Consider the following 18,412-nt stretch of genomic DNA (forward strand, 5'->3'; position numbering starts at 1 on the left):
CGGGCCGGCGCCGATGGGCGCGGCCAGTGGGACCTGCGCCGCACGGGCCGATCGAGTTCCGTTCGTTGCGGCCGGTGCGCCGGGCTGGTCAACCCGACTGAGCCACGCCCTTGGGGGCTCGCTGCGAAGGCCGCAAGAGGTTCCGCCCAGGCGCGCTTTGGTTCTGGGCAGCCTGAATGCCGGGCGAAATGTCGGGCGTCCCCGAGACGGGAAAGCCGGGAGAAGAGGGACATTTTCATTGGGATCCCTGAATCCGGAGCTGTCGAAAGGGAATGCCCCATTCTTCATGGCCAGGCCCTTTCGCACTTGCCAGAGTGAAGGGGTCGGCGTTAACTGCCCCTTGAACTGCGGAGCACAGCCGATCGTATGGACACATGGATCTACGGCGCCTGCCTGGTCCTGGGGCTGATGTTCTCGATCCTCAGCGCGATCTTCGGTCACATCTTCGGCGGGGACGGGGAAGTGGGCACGGGCGGGCATGCCGAGGCGGGGTTTTCCGACAGTGGCCTGCCCGGGGTGTCCTTTTTCAGCCCGACCGTGCTGGCGAGTTTTGTGACGGCCTTTGGCGCGGCGGGACTGATCTTTTCGCGGATTGACGCCACCAGCAGCGTGTGGGTGAGCGCGCCGCTGGCGGCCGCCTCGGGCGGGGTGATTGCCGGGTTAACCTTCTGGTTTTTCAATGCGATGTTCCGCAGGACGCAGGCCTCCAGCGAGGCGCGCGTCGCGCAGGTCATCGGTTCGACCGCTTCGGTGATCACCCCCATTCCGGCGGATGGCGTGGGCGAGATTGCCTATGTCATCGCCAACACGCGCTATTCTGCCCCGGCTCGATCCGAGGGCGGTGTGCCCATCCCCGCCGGTCGGCCGGTGCGGATCACCCGCATGGTCGGTACCCTGTTTTACGTCGAGCCCATCTCCTGAGGAATCCTCGCATGGAATCGTTGCCCCTGCCCGGACTGTGGATGGCTGTGGACGCTCGATGGTCCACCGTGATCATCGGCGTGGGCGCCGTCCTGGTGGTCTTCTTCCTGTTCCTGGCCATTTGGGCCCGCCGTTACACCAAGGTGGGACCCAACGAAGTGCTGATCATATCCGGCCGCAAACGCAAGGTGGTGGATCCGGACGGCACGGTGCGCGAAGTGGGCTATCGCATCGTCAAGGGCGGCGGCGTCTTCGTGTGGCCCGTGCTGGAAAAAGTCGATGTTCTGAAGCTCGAACTCATGACCATCGACGTGGTCACGCCGGAGGTTTACACGGTCAAGGGCGTCCCCGTCAAAGTGGACGGCGTGGCCCAAATCAAGGTCAAGGGCGACGACATCTCCATCGCCACGGCTGCCGAACAGTTCCTCAGCAAGGGCGTCGACGAGATCAAGAACATCGCCACCCAAACGCTCGAAGGACATCTGCGTGCCATCCTGGGCACGATGACGGTGGAAGACATCTACCAGAACCGCGACGCCTTTGCGGCCAAGGTGCAGGAAGTGGCCGCCGGCGACATGGCCAACATGGGCCTGGGCATCGTCAGCTTCACCATCCGCGACATTCGCGACAACCAGGGCTATCTGGACGCTCTGGGCAAACCGCGCATTGCCCAGGTCAAACGCGACGCCGTCATTGCCCAGGCCGAGGCGGATCGCGACGCCATGATCCGCAGTGCGCAGGCCCAGCAGGCCGGCCAGGAGGCCAAGTTCGCCGCCGAAACCAAAATCGCCGAGGCCCAGCGCGATTATCAGATGCGCGTGGCCGAGTTCCAGGCGGACGTCAACCGCAAGCGGGCGGAGGCGGACCTGGCCTACGACCTGCAGAAGTTCAAAACCGGTCAGTTGGTCAAGGCCGAGGAGGTTCAGGTCCAGATCGTCGAGAAACAAAAGCAGATCGAGCTGCAAGAACAGGAGATCAAACGCAAACAACGCGAACTGGAAGCCACGGTGCAGCGGCCGGCCGACGCGGAACGGTACCGTGTCGAAACCCTGGCCAATGCGCGCAAGTATCAGTTGGAAACCGAGGCTGCGGGTCAGGCCGCCGCCACCAAGGCCACGGGTCTGGCCCAGGCCGAGGTCATTCAGGCCACTGGTCGAGCGGAGGCCGAGGCCAACAAGGCCCGCGGTCTGGCCGAAGCCGAGGTCATCGAGGCCCAGGGCCGCGCCCAGGCCGAGGCCATGCGTCTGAAGGCCGAAGCCTTCCGCCAATACAACCAGGCCGCCGTGATCGACCTGATCATGAAAGGCCTGCCCGAGCTGGCGGCGAAGATCAGCGAGCCGCTCAGCAAGACCGAGAAAATCGTGATCATCAATGCCGGGCCCGGCCCCGGCGGCGGCGCCAGCAAGCTGACCAGCGACGTCACCCAGATCCTCAGCCAGCTGCCGCCCGTCGTCGAAAGCCTCACCGGCATCAAGCTGGAGAAACTGCTCCAACAGGTCCCGGTCCTGCGGGAAGCCTCCGCGCCGTCCCCGGCCGGGCCGACCACCGGATCGACGTCAACCAATCAACCGCAGGCCACCCCTGCACAACCTGGCTCGTAACCTATGAATCCCATGTTCCTCGCCCAAATCGCGCTCGGAGCAGCCGAGCTTGTCCTGTTCCTGGCGTGGGGTTTCTTCCTGCTGCTGGGAGTGTTGTTGTTCGCCTTTTGGCTGTGGATGTTGATCCACGCCCTGCGAAACAAGGGACTGACCGATGGCGAACGCATCGCCTGGGTGGTGGTGGTTTGTCTCACCCACGCCCTGGGAGCGCTGCTGTATTTCTTCCTGGGCCGGCCCAAGGCCAAAGCTGTCCCGCCAGCCGGAAGTCCGCCTCCAACTGTGCCTGCACCGCCTCCGGGAGCATCCCCGCCCTCGTCGGCTTCGGTCCCGCCGGCCGTGACCGGGTCAGCCTCCGCTTGAACACGGCCGCCCGGCAGACTCGCCGTTCCGGTGCGTCGGGAGCCGGACAGCCCGGCGGACGAGCATGCTGAGGGGGGCGTGGCCGGCACGTTCCAAGCCTCCCGCTGCACGCGGCGATGGAGTACCCGACCGCCTGAGGTGAAGGCACGGAGCGCAGAAGGGCTTTTTGAGGTCAGTGCCGCAGCAAGGTTCCGCGAGTCACACCGAGCTGATGGACCAGCCGCAGTTCCCGCCAGAGCTCTTCTCCGCGAATCTCCCCGCGCAATAGTTGCTGGTATCGCGTGAGGGTGCGGTGCACCTCCTCCGGTCCCTCATCGAGGAACTCCACCCGGAAATGGCGCACGCCGACCTCCTTCAACAGATCGACGAATTCGGCACCGGTTTGGGCGCGCGCGTTGAACACCGTGTTGCGACATCCCGCATCGGCCTTCACCGGATGCGCCATGCCCACTCGGTCCCGCAATCGGACCTCATGACGCTCGCACGGCCGTCCGCAATCCCGGTAATCCCGGCCGGTGGAGAGGAACGCGCAGAACACGCAGTGCTCCATGTGAAACATGGGCATGTGTTGGTGAATCGTGACTTCCAGGCGTCCGGGGGGCAACACGCGGGCCAGGGCCGCCAACTGGCGGGCGTCCAGGTCGTAGCTGGCCGTCAGCCGTTCCAATCCGAATTTTTCAAGGAAATATTCCGCGGCCAGGTGGTTGGCCACGTTGAGCGTGTAATCTCCCACGCAGCATTGTCCGGCGAACCACGCCAATTGATCCGGGTTGCGCACCAGAAAACCGTCGGCCCCGCAGGAGGCCACCTGACGCAGAATCCATTCCTCTCCCGGCTTCGTGATTCGTGGCCCGGCCACCCAGAGGGTTGCGGAACAAGCGTGCGAGGCGTTGTGGTTTCGCACTGCTTCGACGGCGATCCGATACTGTTTGGGGTTCTCCAGCTCGCAGTAGATCGTGCCAACGCCCCGGGCCAGGGCGGCCTCGAGCTGGGCCAGCGACCGCACCAAAACGAGCAACGTCGCCGCGTCCTCCGGCGGCCGGTTGACCGATCGGGCACGATCAACCTCCGGAGCCGGCCGTTGACTGGCCGGGGCCACCACGGGTTCGGCTCGCACGGTCCACCGGGGCGGCTGACGACGGCGCCGTTCCAGCTCCTCGACGGCCTGCCGCCGCAACCGGTTCAGCTCGCTCCAGGGCAGCAAAAGATCCCCCTCCAGCGTGCTTTCCAACTCTGCCAGGTAAAACGGCGTACCGCCCAGGCGACCCAATTGTTCCTGAAGCCGCTCCACGGTCAGGGGATGCTGCCGGGCCAGCACGAGCGGGATCGCCGACGCCAATTCAACGCGATGTCCGAGTTCGTCTTCGACGCGCAGGCGCAGCGGCTCGCCTGCCCGGCCCGCCACCTGCATGCGCAAGGGTCGGAGGTATCGGGGCGCGGGCCCTGCGTAGGTCTCGCGCCAGAACCGGTCCAGGGCCGGATCGTCGGTCTTCCAAACCTTTTGCCCCGCGCGCACCCGTTGCCAGCGAATGGTTCCCGGCCCGAACCGAAGCCGGATCAGACCGAGCTGCGGGTCTGCTGCCTTGACCGGCTCGATGGCATACACGCGGCCCCCCTCTTCGCGCAGCTCGGGTTGCCCGGCGTCGAAGACCACGCCGTCGCCCGGTCGAATCGGGCCCGATTGGCGGAGGATGACCGCCTCCCGTTCCACACGCACGACCTCACCCAGGTACACCCCGCGTTTTTTTCCGAACCGCCCATGGACGAGCGCCTGGTTGTCGATGCCGCGCAGCCAGCCCGTGTAGAGCCCTCGCGAGAAGGCCATCTCGAGCTGATAGCGTGTCTCGGGCGAAACGGGCCACGTGTCGGGCAACGCCTCCGGCTGCTCCGCCAGTTCGGCCAGTCGATCCAGAGCCTCGCGATAGGCGCCCGTGACATTGGCCACGTATTCTGCCGACTTCAGGCGCCCTTCGATTTTCAATGACGCCACGCCGGCCCGCACCAGTTGGGGGAGCAGCTCCAGCCCCATGAGATCCTGCGGGCTCAAGAGATACTGCCGATCCCCCAGGTCCACCGGCTGACCGTCGGCCAGCAGTTGGTAGGGCAACCGACAGGCCTGGGCGCACTCGCCCCGGTTGGCCGAGCGTTGGCCGAGCGACTCGCTGGTCAAACATTGCCCCGAATAGGCCACACACAACGCCCCGTGCACAAACACCTCCAGCGGCACCCCGCCGGCGCCTCCGTGGGCCCGTAACTCCGCCTGGATCCGCTCGATGTCCGCCACCGAACACTCCCGCGCCAGCACCACCAGTTGACAGCCCAGCTCGCGAGCCAGTCGCACCCCGGCCGCACTCGTCACCGTCATTTGCGTGGACGCGTGCATCGGAAAATCCGTTGAAAGCATGCGCACCAGCCGGGCCACGCCCACGTCCTGCACAATTACCGCGTCCACCCCGGCGGCCATCATCGCCCGCAGCTGCACCTCCGCTTCGGGCAGTTCCTCCTCGAACACGAGGGTGTTGAAGGTGACGTAGCCCCGAACCCCGCGCAGGTGCAACCACTCCATCAGTGCCGGCAGTTCCTCGACCCGGAAGTTTCGCGCCCGCATCCGCGCGTTGAAACGTTGCAGGCCGAAATAGACGGCGTCCGCGCCGTTCTCCACCGCGGCGCGCACGCAATCCCAATCGCCCGCCGGCGCCAGCAACTCGGGCAGCCACGGCGGACGCCGCCCGGGGTGTCGCCCGGACCCTGCGGCTTTCATGACCGGGGACAATGCGGACATCATGGTCGCGACCATCGAAAAAGACTGCGCCGGGCCGCTGTCAGTGGCAAGTCGCCCGGTCACCGCTGCTGGAGTCGGCGGTCGCCCCGGAGCCCGTTTCCAGTCGGGCCGGCTCCGTGCTCGAGCCCGGCCATCCCGGGGGCGCCCCCCGCACCGGGCCCCGCAACAAACCGCTCCAGACGCCCAGCCCCCAACAGGCATGAACCAGCAACAGCACCACCGGCAACACCGCCACACTGCGAAGGTCCCAGTCCGCCGGCTTTCGGCCGCACGTCAGCCGAACCGAGGCGGCTGCCACGTAGGCGCCGTAGAGCGCCGCCCACCCCGCCGCCATCGGACGGCCACCAGGCCCGGCCGCGGCGGCCCCGGCCAGAACCAGGCTAATCGCCACCCATAGTGGCGGGATGACATGGCGCGGCTGCACCGACCCCGGTGCCGTGGCCAGAAACCGCCCCTTCCAATGGCCGTAGCGGAGGTATTGCCGCGCCAGCCGGCCCAGCGTGGGCCGGACCCGGTAACGGGCACGCACCCAGGGCAAAAGCCATACCTGTCCCCCGGCCCGTCGCAGTCGGTAGTTGAATTCGTAGTCCTCGTGGCACGGGAAATCTTCGCGGAACAGACCGACGTGCTCGAAGACCTCGCGGCGCGCCACCCAAAACGGGACACTGTCCACGGCCCGGGCCGGTTCCTGGGAGGGCACGGTGCGGTACCGGGCATTGCCGATGCCCAGCGGTGAACTGACGACACGCGCAATCGCCGAGCCCAGCCAGCCATGGCCGACGCAATCCCAGGCCCCGCCCGCCACCGCCAGGCCGGATGTTCGCTCCAACCAGCCCGTGCATTCGCGCAAATAATTCGGGGGCCACGAACCGTGTCCGTCCAGCCGTGCGATCCAGGGCCCCCGGGCCGCGCGCAGGCCCAGATTCAACGCCGCGGGAATGATGCAGCGGGGATTGTCCAGCAGTCGGACCCGGGCGTCGCGGCGCGCCAGGGCCATGATTTTTTCCCGCGTGCCGTCCGTGGACCTTCCATCCACCACGCAAATCTCCAGCGCCTCGGGCGGCCAGTCCTGCTGTAAAACCGATGTCACGGCCGACTCGATCGAGGCGGCCTCGTTCCGCACCGGCATGATCACGGACACCCGCTCCACAACGGTCGACCTTCTCCCGGACTGTCCCGATGGACGGCTGCCTTACTGTGCCTCCCGGCCCGCCCGAGCGCGATTCCTTTTCTCAAAACTCCGTGAGCCCTGGCCCCGTGCCGCCGCCACCGGTCGCCTGCTATGGCCGGTCCCGTGCCGCGGCGCAGGGGACCGACCGACCCGGGTCATCGGAATGCGAACATCGGTTCTTTCCGAAGCCAAACAAGGGACTCAAGGTCAAAAAGTCGGAACGCGTGTGTAGAACGCGACCGCCCGGTGCTTCCGGATCGCCACCGCAGGCCCGAATCAGGTACCGTCGGCAGCCGGCGCCGGCAGTTGCGGATCCCCCTCGGAAACCCCTTCCCTCCGCCCGTTCCGCAGGGCTCCCGTGCCGCGGCGGTCGGGTCACTCCGGTGTCAGTTGCCAGCGCTCCACTTCCCGTCGCACGGTTTTCAGATCCGCTTCCACCCGCGCCAGAATCGCCTTGATCTCCTCCGTGGGCTGGGACGGATCCGGCAGCGTGGCCAGCTCCTGCATGGTCGAGACGATGATCCCGATGAACAGGTTCAGGATGGTAAAGGTGGCCACCACGATGAACGGCACAAAAAACGCCCAGGCCCAGGGGTGGCTCTCCATGACGGGCCGCACGATCCCCATGGACCAGCTCTCCAGCGTCATGATCTGGAACAACGTGTAGAGGCTCTTGCCCAGCGTGCCGAACCATTGGGGATGCGTGCCGCCGAAGAGCGTGGTGGCCAGCACGCCGGCGGTATAGAAGAAAATCGCCATGACGGCGATCACCCCCAACAGCCCCGGAATGGCATGCAGGAAGGCCGCCACCACCTTTCGCAACTGCGGTACCACGGTCAACAGCCGCAGCACCCGCAGGACACGGAGCGACCGGAGCACCGACCAGGCCCCGGCCTGGGGAACCAGAGCAATGCCCACAACGAGTGCGTCGAACCAGTTCCACGGATTGCGCCAGAAAAGCCCGCGATACACCGCCAATTTGAGCGTCAACTCGATCACAAACGCCGTCAGGCAGGCGCGGTCCACCGCGACCAGCCACGGTCCCCAAAGTTCACGCACGCGGGCGCTGGTTTCCAAACCCAGCACCACGGCATTGATCACGATCAGCGCCGTGATCGTCCACTGGGCCGGAGCCGATTCCACTTTCTGCGCCAGCGCAAGGCGCCAGGGCGCCACGCCGGGACGCCGCTCGAGTCGTTGCAAATCCAGGTCGCTCATGTCTTCACCACCTTTCCCCTCCGGTTTTCCTCCGCGTTCCGGGGCTTTTGCCCGGTCATGCCTGCCCTGCTGCGAAACTGTCTGCATCGGCCGTTTCTCCGAACCGCAGCAAGGGTTGCCCGCGGTTTGGCCGGAGCGCGGCGCTAACATGGGGCCCTTGCCACGGTACGCAAGTATTTCCGTGCCATTGCCCGGGGTTTCTCCCGCGGTGGGAGCCGCCGACCCTGAAGACCCTGACAGGAGATCCATTGGTTTGGACGGGGCTTTCGCTGTTTCTCGGGAGAAGGGCGTCGTTTGGTGGTGGCGTTGGGAGGTTCTTGGTGTCGTCCTCGATGTGCCTGCTTCACAGGGAGGGATCGGTCTCGGCATAACAACGCGAAACGTTTGCCTGCGGCCCGTTGGGGACGGTTCTTCGAGCGCCCTGCAACTCGGGTCGACCTCGTTCCGTTCTGCCCTGCCGCAGGCCGAAGGGGCGCCGGCACCTTCATGGGCTCTTGACAACTTTTTTTTTTTTTTTTGGCTTTAGTAGGGGCATGAAAACGCCCATGAGAGTTCGCACAAGCCCATGGAGCCTGGCTCGATTCATTCACACCCCGGCGGCTGTACTTGCCGCCTGGGTGTTCGGCGCAGCTACAGCGGTCGCTTGCTACATGCCGTACTTGAGAGACTGCCCACCCACGGCCATTTTCGGAGGTGAGACATGCACCCTGGCCGAACACACGCCTAACTACCCGTTCGTCCGCACCGCGCCACCAGGAAGTTGGGGGTGGACATCCTTTTTCACCACGGGGGCGCTGGGCTGCGCGTACTGGTGCCCGAGCGTGCAGGACTATCGCGGTGCGTACACAGTGGCATACGTGACCGGTGACAGATGCCAGAATCCATAACAGGAGCCACTTGACAACGATTCGCTGGCGGAGCGGCGCCTTGCAGCACTGCCCAGGTCGGGAACGCCCGGCCGGCAGGGCGGCGGGCGGAATGGCAGCCGCCCAAGGGCTGATGAGGGCGGGTCGGCCAGGGGTTGGGTATTGCCGCCCCGACGGGCAGGGTGGCGGGCGTTTGCTGTACCGGTCCAGAGAGTGCGAGCTGGGGGAGGGACGCCAGGGGTCCACGCGGTCAAGCAGGTATTCGGGCAGAGAGGGTTGCCGGGAGTGGAGCTAAAGAGCTCCGGGGCCTGGCCGGTGGGGTCGCGCGGAGCCGGCCTCACCAAATGACCGCCCGAGGGTTGCGCGAGCGGCAGCGGATGGCGGGGTGGTCTGGCTCGACCCGCAGCGCCGAGCCGCTCTATGCTTTTTAGGGGCGGGTGACAGGACGTCGGACCAAAACGGAGGCATGGCGGCCATGAAACGGACGCAGGGAGTTTGCTGGATGTTGGTCGCGGTGACCGGACTCGAGGCGTGCTGGCTGTTTGCTGCAGAGACGGACGGGCACCCTTTTTCGGAAACGGATCCCGGGACCGCCTTCCGGAACTATTTGGCCCAGACCCCATGGGTGAAGTACGTGAGCTACCGGCGATCCCGGTCGTGGATTCGGCACGCGGTTTCTGACACGCTGGACAAGCCGGCCATCTACCTGCCCCGAATTTTCTTGTTGGAACGCTTCGAGGCCGCCTGGCAACCGGAGGGTTGGTACTGCCGGTGGTTCGGGACCGAGAAGGGGCACATCGTGCTCCTCCGGGGTGGCAAGGTGGGGTTCAAGCCCGTGCTCCCCGGACTGGAACTGATCGAAGGCCGCAATCGTGACTATTACTGGGCCTTGTTCGAGGATCACAAAGCCCTGCACGTGTCATTCCGCACGAACACGGCTGGGGGGCAGGGAGAATATCACGTAATGAGAGCTTTCATGGACGCCAAGTTGCTGGGTGACTTGCGGTTGGGGTTGGATCCGCTGGGCTGGGGACCGCTGCGATGGCGGAACGAAGTCGAATTCGAGGTGGAACCCGTGGAGGGGGTTCTCGCGCATCCCGGGGGCAAGGGACGAATCACTCGCTGGGATGAGCGAGGGCGGCCACTGGAACTGGTCTGCGAGGCCGTGCGATGGCGGGAGGGATCCTCGAACGTGTTTCGCGTCACGTATACGTATCTTTCGGAGCGATCGTTTCTCCCATGGCAGTACGTGGTGGAAGAGGTGGACTTCCGAGAAGGGCTCCTGCGACATACGAACTATCTGGACAAGATTGAATTCGGGTTGGATCCGTCGGCGCCGGATGGGTATTTCCCGGAGATGTTTCGAAAACGGACCGAGCCCTTGGATCGGTTCTCGATTACTTCCAACGGAGTCACGCATCAAATCATCGCTCGCGGCTTTGGGCCGGGCGGGGACTTCGGGCCCGAGGAGCCCCTGCCGGACCTGATGCCATGGCAGAATTGGCGGCGTTGGATCCTGGTGGGAGTCTTGGGAGTGGGGGTGGCCATGGTGTTCTGGGGCACCGGAAAACGTTGGTGGGCCCGGAAGCACGGCACCTGAGGCGGCGGGAATCGCCAGGGGACCGCGCAGGCAAAAGAGGGCGGCCCCTTCGGCGCAAGCCTGACGACAAGTTGGTTTCATGGACGAAGCGGCAAAAGTTGCGCAATCGGGTGGCAGGGCGGTGCGACCGGTGCTCGTACTGGCTGCGCTGGTTTTGCTGTTGTTGGGCGCCGCCAAACTGGTGGGGGTGGGACGGGGTGAGGGGGAGCAATTGCAGCTGTCGTCGGATTCCGTGGCCCAGTGGGAGCGCTGGGCGCGGTGGCAGGGGGCGGGGGAACTCGTCGCGGGCGCTCTGGTGCTGGTCCTGCCGAACCCGGCCGGAAGCCTGGTGCTGAGCGCCGTGGGCGCAGGCTTTCTGGCCTGGCAGTTCCTGGAAACACCCGGCGGCGTTCCCTGTCCGTGCCTGGCCGGCCTGCGCTCGTGGATCAGTTGGTTGCGGGAGCAGGAGGAGGAGTGGCGGACGGCTTTGGCGACGTGGTTTTTCCTGGTGGGGGTGTTGAGCTGGCGTTCGGCTCGGACGGGTGAATGAGCGGGAACGGACAGGGCGCCGTAAGAGGGGGGCCCTTGGTAATCCTTGCGGTCCTCGGGGCCGCGTACGCGGCCTGCTGGAACTCTTGGAGGGTTGTGGTTGACGACGGGTGGGAGCTGGGGAAGATCCACTACGCCCTGCAGCACCCGGATTTGCTCCATCGCGTTTGGAACGATCAACCCTGGTTGCACACTCTCCTCAACGCGGCGTTGTGTCGGTGGTTCGGGGAAGGACCGTGGATCCCTCGGTTGTTTACGGTGTTGTCAGTAGGGGCCATGTGGGCGGCGGTGGCCTGGATGGGGAGAAGTCACCTGGGCTTTGCGGGTTTGGCGTTCGGGGCGCTGCTCTGGGCAGGCAGTTATTGGACCTTGCCCATGAGCGTGAGCGCCGTGTTGGAGCCGCCCGCATTGGCGTGGGCGGTGGTCTCCGCAGGATTGCTGGCCCGTGCGAACGGTCCCCCGGGTTGGGGCCGGGCGGTGATCTCGGGCGCCGTCATGGCAGCAGCCCTGCACATCAAATTCACCGCGGCGGTGGTGGCGCCGGGTTTGGCCCTGCTGGTTCTGCGGCTTTACGGGTGGCGGAAGTCGCTGCAGTTGTTGGGGCCCTGGCTCCTCGGCTGGGGCGCAGCCTTCGCGGCGCTGGCGTGGATTTCGCCGTCCTTTCGTTGGGAGTGGTTGCTGGGATCGCACTGGGCGGCGCGGGCCGGTGCCATGACCGATCCAACCTTCGAAAGGTATCCGGTCCCGCTCTTGGGAACTTCGCATCCGGTCATGTTGGCCTCGGGGGTTTTTGGATTGTGGACGGTAATGCGCCTGGGCTGGCCGCCGGTGGGCATGTTTGCAGTGGGCGCGTGGCTTGGCGCGTTCGTGTTCAAGGCGGTGGCGTATCCCTGGTGGCCGTATTACGAACACCACTTCGCGGTCCCCTTGACCGTGCTGGGGGCATTGGCGGCCGCCCAGGCCGCCCGCGTTCTGCGGGATTGGTGGACTGAACCGCCCCAACCCGCCGGAAGCGCGTCGCCGGGCATGGGTTTGGGTCGACTGCGCAGCTTCGGGGTCGGTTGGTCGATCCTGGTCCTTTCGTCATTGGGGGCCCTTTGGGTTGGTTTCGGCGCCGCGGTGCCGTACACCCTGTGGGGCTCGAGGGGCTTGCCGGAAAGTCGCCTGGATCCAGTGCTTTTGCGGCACTTGCAGGAGGCTCCGCAGAAAGGCCGTTGGTGTTATGCTGCGCCCCATCATTATCCGGAGCTGGCGCACTGCCGGATGCTGCCGCCGCCGGAGCTTTTGATCGTGCCACGCAAGCGGTTCTGGAGCGGACAGATCACCTGGTCGCAAATCACAGAGTACCTGGACGCTTACGAGGTCGAATGGCTGATCCTGGAAGAGAATGTGGAGCTGGTGGAACCGGTGTTCGTGAGCTGGTTGACGAACCGCTACGAGATGGTGACTCGGCGAGGTGTCTCGCAGCTGTGGCGGCGGCTTCAGCCTGGCCCTGGGAATCGCGGAGGTGCCCTCCCGCCGGCCACCTGAATTCTTTCTCTCCTTTGGACGACCTGCCCGGGAGTGTGGGGCGCCGTGCCAAGCGACTTGCCCGGGGCGGGAGCATGGACGCACTCCCTTGAGGCGCGGCTGAATCGACCGCCCTTTGCAGGGGAATGAAGCGGGGCCGGCGCTGCGGGGGTGGGGGAATGGCGTGCAAGCCGTCGGAAAAATTGCCGTACCGGTCAACTGATTGCATCAGTGTGGTCAATTGCCCAGAGGTTGCAGGTAGGCACGAAGCCGGGCTCGCTTTGCCGGGAAAAGGTTGTCTTGGAGTGCGGGCGCATAAAGGCGTTGGTTGCCAGAAAGGCGCCGTAAAAAGGGATGCGAGGCCGCGCAGGCGCCGCGAGGGTTCGCCAGATCTTGGGAAGCGGTGGATCCGGGCAAGGCACCACGGACCACGGTACGGGGACGCTGGAGACGGGATTGCTTGTGGCTTGGACCGCCCGCTGGAAGTTCGAAACGAGACCTCGATCTTGGGAGCGGGCGGCGGGGCGTGTTCGGCCGCCTTGTGGGAGGCGCGCGGCTTGACCGGAGGGGGCTTGCATTCTCGACGGCCGCCAATATACTCGAAGCGCAATACTCAAGGTGCATTTTGGGTTGTTCCCGCTGCGGTGCTTCAGCGGGAAAGCCCTGCAAAAAGCCAGTTGACATGGGGGCGGGGTCTTTGTAGTTTCCCGCCTTGGTCAAAGGGCCGCAAAAGACTGAAGCTGCTTGCCAGCCCCTTTGGGCCCGTGCAGGGACGGGTCGGGGGCGGCGGGTTATTGTCGTTTTTTGCAGCCCGGACCGGCATCGGCGAAGACCTTGGGTCGGAAGCCCATGTAGCTCAGTCGGTAGAGCGCGTCCTTGGTAAGGACGAGGTCACCAGTTCAATCCTGGTCATGGGCTCCAGCTTTCGTCGAAACAACGGCAACGACTCAAATCAACGGAACAAGCGCAATGGCTAAAGAGCAATTTCAGCGAACCAAGCCGCACGTGAACGTCGGCACGATCGGTCACATTGACCATGGCAAGTCCACTCTGACGGCTGCGATCGTGGCCGTGCAGGCGCGCAAGGGCCTGGCCCAGGTGAAGACCTATGCGGAAATCACCAAGGGCGGCACCGTGCGTGACGAGACCAAGACGGTGACGATCGCGGTTTCGCACGTGGAATACGAGAGCGACAAGCGGCACTACGCGCACGTGGACTGCCCGGGGCATGCCGACTACATCAAGAACATGATCACCGGTGCGGCGCAGATGGACGGGGCGATTCTGGTGGTGGACGCGGCCGAGGGTCCGATGCCGCAGACCCGGGAGCACATTCTGCTGGCCCGTCAGGTCGGTGTGCCGTCCATCGTGGTGTACCTGAACAAGGTGGATTTGGTGGACGACCCCGAGCTGCTCGATCTGGTGGAGATGGAGCTGCGGGATCTGCTGACCAAGTACGGCTTCCCGGGCGACAAGACCCCGATCATCCGCGGCAGTGCGAAGAAGGCCCTGGCCGGGGATCCGGAGGGCGAGAAGTCCATTCAGGAACTGCTCAACGCCATTGACGAGTTCATCCCGCTGCCGACCCGCGAGGTGGACAAGCCGTTCCTGATGAGCATTGAGGACGTGTTCAACATCGAAGGTCGCGGGACCGTGGTGACCGGCCGTGTGGAGCGCGGGGTGTTGGAGCGCATGAACGAGGTGGAGATCGTCGGCTTGCGCGAGACCCGCAAGACGGTGGCCACCGACATCGAGATGTTCCGGAAGATTCTGGACCGCGCCCAGGCCGGCGACAACGTCGGCGTGCTGCTGCGGGGCATCAAGAAGGACGAGGTCGAGCGCGGCATGGTCCTGGCCAAGCCCGGTTCCATCACGCCCCACACGCACTTCCGGGCCGAGGTCTACGTCTTGTCGAAGGAGGAGGGCGGTCGGCACACGCCGTTCTTCGTGAACTATCGGCCGCAGTTTTACTTCCGGACGACCGACGTGACCGGCGACGTGCGGGACATCCGTTCGCTGACGGGCGAGAAGGTTGAAATGGTGATGCCCGGCGATAATGTGAATTTGGAGGTCAAGGTCATTGCGCCGATTGCCATGGAGCGCGGCCAGCGCTTTGCCATTCGGGAAGGGGGCCGCACCATCGGCGCCGGCCGCGTGACCGAGATCATCGAATGAAGCGGTCGGGTCACGGGCGTCCCCCGGCCGGTTCCCGGTGGGGAACGCTTCCGGTGGGCCGTCACCGCGCCGGAGTGCAGGGCGGTAGCTCAATTGGTAGAGTAGCGGTCTCCAAAACCGTTGGTTGGGGGTTCGAGTCCCTCCCGCCCTGCCAACCGATTTCCCGGAGAGGTGGCAGAGTGGTTGAATGCGGCGGTCTTGAAAACCGCTTCGGGCCGCAAGCCCGACGGGGGTTCGAATCCCTCCCTCTCCGCCAGGGCTGAGACGTGAGTGAATTGACCAAAACCTTGATCTGGTTGGCCGTCCTGGGGGCGGTGTTCGGGGTGCTGTGGTACCTCGGCTACATCGCCCGACTGGCCACGTACATTCGCGAGACGCGGGAAGAGCTGCGCAAGTGCACCTGGCCCACGTGGGACGAGCTGAAGGGCTCGACCTTGGTGGTGGCCGTGGCCACGTTGTTGCTGGGGCTGTTTACCGCGGCCGTGGATTTTGTGTTTGCGTTGTTCGCCCGTCACATCATGGGCTGAGCCCGAGGACTCCATGCGACCCCGGTGGTACATCCTGCACACGCTGGCCGGCCAGGAACAGAAGGTCAAGGAAAGCATCGAAAAGCGGGCCAAGACCGAGGAATTGACCGACTACATCCATGAGGTGCTGGTCCCCATGGAACGGGTGGTCGAGGTCCGCAACCAGAAGAAAACCGTTTCGATGCGCAAACTCTGGCCCGGCTACGTCTTCGTCCGGATGGTCCTGTTCGATGATCAGGACCAGCTGTTGCCGCGGCCCTACTACTTCATCAAAGAGACCCAGGGAGTCCTGGGATTCGCCAGCGAAAGCGGGGACCGGCCCGAGGCCACCCCGGACGAAGAGGTCGAGCAGATCAAGGCCCAGATTTCCGCCTCGGAAGAAACCGAGCGTCCCAAGGTCAACTTCGAGGTGGGCGAAACCGTCAAGATCAACAACGGTCCGTTCCTGAACTTTAGCGGCGTCATCCAGGAGATCGAGCCGGAGCGCGGCAAGCTGAAGGTGGTGGTCAACATCTTCGGCCGCAATACGCCGGTGGAACTGGAGTACTGGCAGGTCGAGAAGGCCTGAGAATCGGGCCGACCCCGGGGCGGATGCGCCCGAGCAGGTCCATCCGGACAGAGGTCGGCGCAAGATTGGGAGCACACGCATGGCAAAGAAGGTCACCGCAGTCATCAAATTGCAGATTCCGGCCGGGCAGGCCAATCCCGCCCCGCCGGTCGGACCGGCCCTGGGTCAGCACGGCGTGAACATCATGGCCTTTTGCAAGGAGTTCAACGCCGCCACCAAGGACCAGGCCGGCATGATCATCCCGGTCATCATCACGGTCTTCCAGGACAAATCGTTCAAGTTCATCACCAAATCGCCCCCGGCCTCGGCCCTGTTGAAGAAGGCGGCCGGCATTGCCGTCGGCTCCAAGGCCCCGAACAAGGAAAACGTGGGCAAGGTGACCCGGCAACAGATCATGGAAATCGTCAAACTCAAGGCCAAGGATTTGAACGCCAACTCGGAAGAGGCGGCGTTCCGGATGATTGCCGGCACGGCCCGCAGCATGGGCATCGAAATTGTCGGCTGAACCCTGAACTGTGCGGCAGGACGCTCTGCGTCCGTCATGACCGCATCCCATGACCATGGCACGGAAACCGAGCAAACGTTATCTGAAGGCGCTGGAACTGGTGGATCCGAAGAAGACCTACCCGCTGAAGGCGGCCATTGACCTGTTGAAACGCTTTCCGCGGGCACGGTTCGATGAGACCGTGGAGATGGCTTTCCGCCTGGGCGTGGATCCCAAGCAATCGGACCAGATGGTGCGCGGTACCGTCCCACTGCCGCACGGCACGGGCAAGAAGATCCGCGTGCTGGTCTTTGCCAAGCCGGGTCCGGCGGCCGATGCCGCCCGGGCGGCCGGCGCCGACTACGTGGGGTTCGAGGACCTGATCAAGAAGTGTCAGGAGGGCTGGACGGAGTTCGACGTTGCCATTGCCACTCCGGAGGCGATGACCGAGGTCCGCAAACTGGGCAAGGTGCTGGGCCCGCGCGGTTTGATGCCCAATCCCAAAACCGGCACCGTCACCGATGACACCGCCCGGGCGGTGCGCGAGGTCAAAGCCGGCCGCGTGGAGTTCAAGGTGGACAAGACGGGCAACCTGCATGTGGCCATCGGCAAAATCAGTTTCACGCCGGAACAGATCGAGGAGAACGCCAGGGCCGTCATCGACGCGGTGGTCAAGGCGCGGCCGGCCAGTCTGCGCGGCCGGTACCTCCACAGTTGCGCGCTGAGCACGACCATGAGCCCCTCCGTGCGGCTGGATCTCAAGGAACTGGGCATCGCTGTCTAGGAGGAAACGCCAGGCCCAAAACTCCCAACGCACCTCATCCCTATGCGCCCGGAAAAACAAGCTCTCACCCAGGAATACCTGCAGCGGTTGCAGGGTTCCCCGTACTTCATCGTGGTCAATTACACCGGCCTGAATGTGGCGGCGATGACCGAATTGCGCCGGAGGCTGGCGAAGGCCCAGGCCGAGCTGCACGTCGTCAAAAACACCATCTTCCGCATTGCCGCCCGCGAGGCCGGTTTGGGCGATTTGGGGCCGCGACTCACGGGGCAATTGGCGGTGGTGACCGGTCGCCAGGACATTTGCGCCGCGGCCAAGGTGCTGAAGACCTTCGCCGCCGAGTTCGACAAACCGAAGCTTCGCTTCGGATATCTGGGCAATCAAGCGCTGGAGGCCGCTCAAATCGAGCAGCTGGCCGAGTTGCCTCCGCTGGAGGTCCTGCGGGCCCAATTGCTGGGCGTGTTACAGGCTCCCGCGGCCCGTTTGGCGCGCCTGCTCCAGACGCCGGCCGCCCAGCTGGCGCGGGTCCTGCAAGCCCGCATCGACAAGGAAGGCGGCGCCTCCGCTTCATGAGGATGAGCGGATTTCCCGGGCGGGAACAACCGCCCGGGCTCGAAACAAAACGCAAGTATGAACCATCATCGCTCGTCGGTTCACAGGCCGTGAACTGAAATCACCTGTGGCCACGGGTGGCGACGAGGAGAGAGGAACCATGGCTGACATCGCAAACCTGGTTGAAGAACTGAGCAAACTGACGGTCCTTGAGGCCGCCGAGCTGGTCAAAAAACTGGAGGAGAAGTGGGGGGTGAGCGCAGCGGCGCCGGTGGCGGTGGCCGCAGCGCCGGCCGCGGCGGCCGCGGGTGCTGCAGCGGCCCCGGCGGCGGAAGCCAAAACCACCTTCGACGTGGTCCTGGTCTCCCTGCCGGCGGACAAGAAAATCCCGGTCATCAAGGCCGTCCGGGAGATCAAGGCCGGACTGGGCCTGGCCGACGCCAAGGCCCTGGTGGAAGGTGCCCCGAAGCCCGTGCTGGAGGGCGTCTCCAAGGAAGAGGCCGAGGCGGCCAAAAAGAAACTGGAAGAAGCGGGTGCCAAGGTCGAACTCAAGTAACCTTTCGGCATTCCAAGGGCGGGCGGTGGCCCGCGGGGCCGCCGCCCTGGCCCGGCAACGGTTGCCGGGCCCGACGCCCCGTCCCCTGCCCTCGAGCAGGGGCGCGGGAGGAGCGGTTTTGCCGCGGGCGGTCAGGGTCCCGCGGTCGGAATCGACTTGTAGTGCGGGTGTGGGACCCCGGTCTCCAGGGTGCCGGACCGGGAGCATGCGGAA

At 65.0% G+C, this 18,412-nt stretch carries 16 protein-coding genes and 3 tRNA genes; 16 read left to right on the forward strand and 3 right to left on the reverse strand.

Annotated elements, in window-relative coordinates:
* The first annotated feature begins 366 nt into the window (after positions 1-366).
* The 3 genes from ACPDIT_RS11375 to ACPDIT_RS11385 are packed head-to-tail and all read left to right on the forward strand — an operon-like array spanning position 367 to position 2,882.
* Positions 367-921, forward strand: a complete 555-nt coding sequence (locus ACPDIT_RS11375) for an NfeD family protein (RefSeq protein ID WP_423443573.1) — start codon at positions 367-369, stop codon at positions 919-921.
* An 11-nt stretch (positions 922-932) separates the two neighbouring features.
* Positions 933-2,522: a flotillin family protein gene (locus tag ACPDIT_RS11380; RefSeq protein ID WP_423443575.1), complete on the forward strand. Its 1,590-nt coding sequence runs from the start codon at positions 933-935 to the stop codon at positions 2,520-2,522.
* A 3-nt stretch (positions 2,523-2,525) separates the two neighbouring features.
* The gene (locus tag ACPDIT_RS11385; protein ID WP_423443577.1) at positions 2,526-2,882 is read left to right on the forward strand and encodes a PLDc N-terminal domain-containing protein; all 357 of its coding nucleotides are present in this window, start codon (positions 2,526-2,528) and stop codon (positions 2,880-2,882) included.
* 172 nt (positions 2,883-3,054) lie between these two features.
* On the opposite strand, the gene ACPDIT_RS11390 is transcribed toward ACPDIT_RS11385, so the two are convergent.
* The 3 genes from ACPDIT_RS11390 to ACPDIT_RS11400 all read right to left on the reverse strand — a co-directional run bounded on the left by ACPDIT_RS11390 (position 3,055) and on the right by ACPDIT_RS11400 (position 8,053).
* On the reverse strand, positions 3,055-5,643 hold the full coding sequence (locus ACPDIT_RS11390) for a DUF3656 domain-containing U32 family peptidase (protein WP_423443824.1): 2,589 nt from the start codon (positions 5,641-5,643) through the stop codon (positions 3,055-3,057).
* Positions 5,644-5,704: 61 nt separating this feature from the next.
* Positions 5,705-6,814, reverse strand: coding sequence for a glycosyltransferase family 2 protein (locus ACPDIT_RS11395; RefSeq protein WP_423443578.1), 1,110 nt, complete (start codon positions 6,812-6,814; stop codon positions 5,705-5,707).
* A gap of 396 nt (positions 6,815-7,210) precedes the next feature.
* A complete protein-coding gene (locus ACPDIT_RS11400) occupies positions 7,211-8,053 on the reverse strand; it encodes an ion transporter (RefSeq protein ID WP_423443580.1) in 843 nt (280 codons plus the stop codon).
* A 1,341-nt stretch (positions 8,054-9,394) separates the two neighbouring features.
* Between ACPDIT_RS11400 and ACPDIT_RS11405 the strand changes: the two genes are divergently transcribed.
* The 13 genes from ACPDIT_RS11405 (at position 9,395) to rplL (ending at position 18,199) form a co-directional block, all read left to right on the forward strand.
* Complete coding sequence (locus ACPDIT_RS11405; protein WP_423443581.1) at positions 9,395-10,519, forward strand: hypothetical protein; 1,125 nt, start codon at positions 9,395-9,397, stop codon at positions 10,517-10,519.
* A 79-nt stretch (positions 10,520-10,598) separates the two neighbouring features.
* Positions 10,599-11,048 (forward strand): hypothetical protein, encoded by a 450-nt coding sequence (locus ACPDIT_RS11410; protein ID WP_423443583.1) that lies wholly within the window; start codon positions 10,599-10,601, stop codon positions 11,046-11,048.
* A gap of 95 nt (positions 11,049-11,143) precedes the next feature.
* Positions 11,144-12,577: an ArnT family glycosyltransferase gene (locus ACPDIT_RS11415; protein WP_423443585.1), complete on the forward strand. Its 1,434-nt coding sequence runs from the start codon at positions 11,144-11,146 to the stop codon at positions 12,575-12,577.
* 824 nt (positions 12,578-13,401) lie between these two features.
* Positions 13,402-13,477: transfer RNA gene (locus ACPDIT_RS11420), tRNA-Thr, on the forward strand.
* Positions 13,478-13,525: 48 nt separating this feature from the next.
* Positions 13,526-14,731, forward strand: coding sequence for an elongation factor Tu (gene tuf / locus ACPDIT_RS11425; protein ID WP_423443587.1), 1,206 nt, complete (start codon positions 13,526-13,528; stop codon positions 14,729-14,731).
* A gap of 78 nt (positions 14,732-14,809) precedes the next feature.
* Positions 14,810-14,885: transfer RNA gene (locus ACPDIT_RS11430), tRNA-Trp, on the forward strand.
* Positions 14,886-14,896: 11 nt separating this feature from the next.
* Positions 14,897-14,987 (forward strand) — tRNA-Ser (locus ACPDIT_RS11435).
* 10 nt (positions 14,988-14,997) lie between these two features.
* Positions 14,998-15,258, forward strand: coding sequence for a preprotein translocase subunit SecE (gene secE / locus ACPDIT_RS11440; RefSeq protein ID WP_423443589.1), 261 nt, complete (start codon positions 14,998-15,000; stop codon positions 15,256-15,258).
* A gap of 13 nt (positions 15,259-15,271) precedes the next feature.
* Positions 15,272-15,826 carry a transcription termination/antitermination protein NusG gene (nusG, locus tag ACPDIT_RS11445; protein ID WP_423443591.1) on the forward strand — a complete coding sequence of 185 codons (555 nt, stop codon included), beginning with the start codon at positions 15,272-15,274 and terminating at the stop codon, positions 15,824-15,826.
* A gap of 79 nt (positions 15,827-15,905) precedes the next feature.
* Entirely contained in the window at positions 15,906-16,331 is a 426-nt protein-coding gene (gene rplK, locus ACPDIT_RS11450; protein ID WP_423443593.1) for a 50S ribosomal protein L11, read from the forward strand.
* Positions 16,332-16,386: 55 nt separating this feature from the next.
* The gene (gene rplA, locus ACPDIT_RS11455) at positions 16,387-17,094 is read left to right on the forward strand and encodes a 50S ribosomal protein L1 (protein WP_423443595.1); all 708 of its coding nucleotides are present in this window, start codon (positions 16,387-16,389) and stop codon (positions 17,092-17,094) included.
* Between the two features lie 42 nt (positions 17,095-17,136).
* Positions 17,137-17,664, forward strand: coding sequence for a 50S ribosomal protein L10 (gene rplJ, locus ACPDIT_RS11460; RefSeq protein ID WP_423443597.1), 528 nt, complete (start codon positions 17,137-17,139; stop codon positions 17,662-17,664).
* A 139-nt stretch (positions 17,665-17,803) separates the two neighbouring features.
* Positions 17,804-18,199, forward strand: a complete 396-nt coding sequence (gene rplL, locus ACPDIT_RS11465) for a 50S ribosomal protein L7/L12 (RefSeq protein ID WP_423443599.1) — start codon at positions 17,804-17,806, stop codon at positions 18,197-18,199.
* The last annotated feature ends 213 nt before the right edge of the window (positions 18,200-18,412 follow it).

Source organism: Limisphaera sp. VF-2 (genome assembly GCF_049537125.1).
In the GTDB taxonomy this organism is placed as follows: domain Bacteria; phylum Verrucomicrobiota; class Verrucomicrobiia; order Limisphaerales; family Limisphaeraceae; genus Limisphaera.

What these genes read in the sequence shown, in the direction of transcription:
- ACPDIT_RS11375 (WP_423443573.1), top strand. Translation starts at nt 367, where the DNA reads ATGGACACATGGATCTACGGCGCCTGCCTGGTCCTGGGGCTGATGTTC.
- ACPDIT_RS11380 (WP_423443575.1), top strand. Translation starts at nt 933, where the DNA reads ATGGAATCGTTGCCCCTGCCCGGACTGTGGATGGCTGTGGACGCTCGA.
- ACPDIT_RS11385 (WP_423443577.1), top strand. Translation starts at nt 2,526, where the DNA reads ATGAATCCCATGTTCCTCGCCCAAATCGCGCTCGGAGCAGCCGAGCTT.
- ACPDIT_RS11390 (WP_423443824.1), bottom strand. Translation starts at nt 5,643, where the DNA reads ATGAAAGCCGCAGGGTCCGGGCGACACCCCGGGCGGCGTCCGCCGTGG.
- ACPDIT_RS11400 (WP_423443580.1), bottom strand. Translation starts at nt 8,053, where the DNA reads ATGAGCGACCTGGATTTGCAACGACTCGAGCGGCGTCCCGGCGTGGCG.
- ACPDIT_RS11405 (WP_423443581.1), top strand. Translation starts at nt 9,395, where the DNA reads ATGAAACGGACGCAGGGAGTTTGCTGGATGTTGGTCGCGGTGACCGGA.
- ACPDIT_RS11410 (WP_423443583.1), top strand. Translation starts at nt 10,599, where the DNA reads ATGGACGAAGCGGCAAAAGTTGCGCAATCGGGTGGCAGGGCGGTGCGA.
- tuf (WP_423443587.1), top strand. Translation starts at nt 13,526, where the DNA reads ATGGCTAAAGAGCAATTTCAGCGAACCAAGCCGCACGTGAACGTCGGC.
- nusG (WP_423443591.1), top strand. Translation starts at nt 15,272, where the DNA reads ATGCGACCCCGGTGGTACATCCTGCACACGCTGGCCGGCCAGGAACAG.
- rplK (WP_423443593.1), top strand. Translation starts at nt 15,906, where the DNA reads ATGGCAAAGAAGGTCACCGCAGTCATCAAATTGCAGATTCCGGCCGGG.
- rplA (WP_423443595.1), top strand. Translation starts at nt 16,387, where the DNA reads ATGGCACGGAAACCGAGCAAACGTTATCTGAAGGCGCTGGAACTGGTG.
- rplJ (WP_423443597.1), top strand. Translation starts at nt 17,137, where the DNA reads ATGCGCCCGGAAAAACAAGCTCTCACCCAGGAATACCTGCAGCGGTTG.
- rplL (WP_423443599.1), top strand. Translation starts at nt 17,804, where the DNA reads ATGGCTGACATCGCAAACCTGGTTGAAGAACTGAGCAAACTGACGGTC.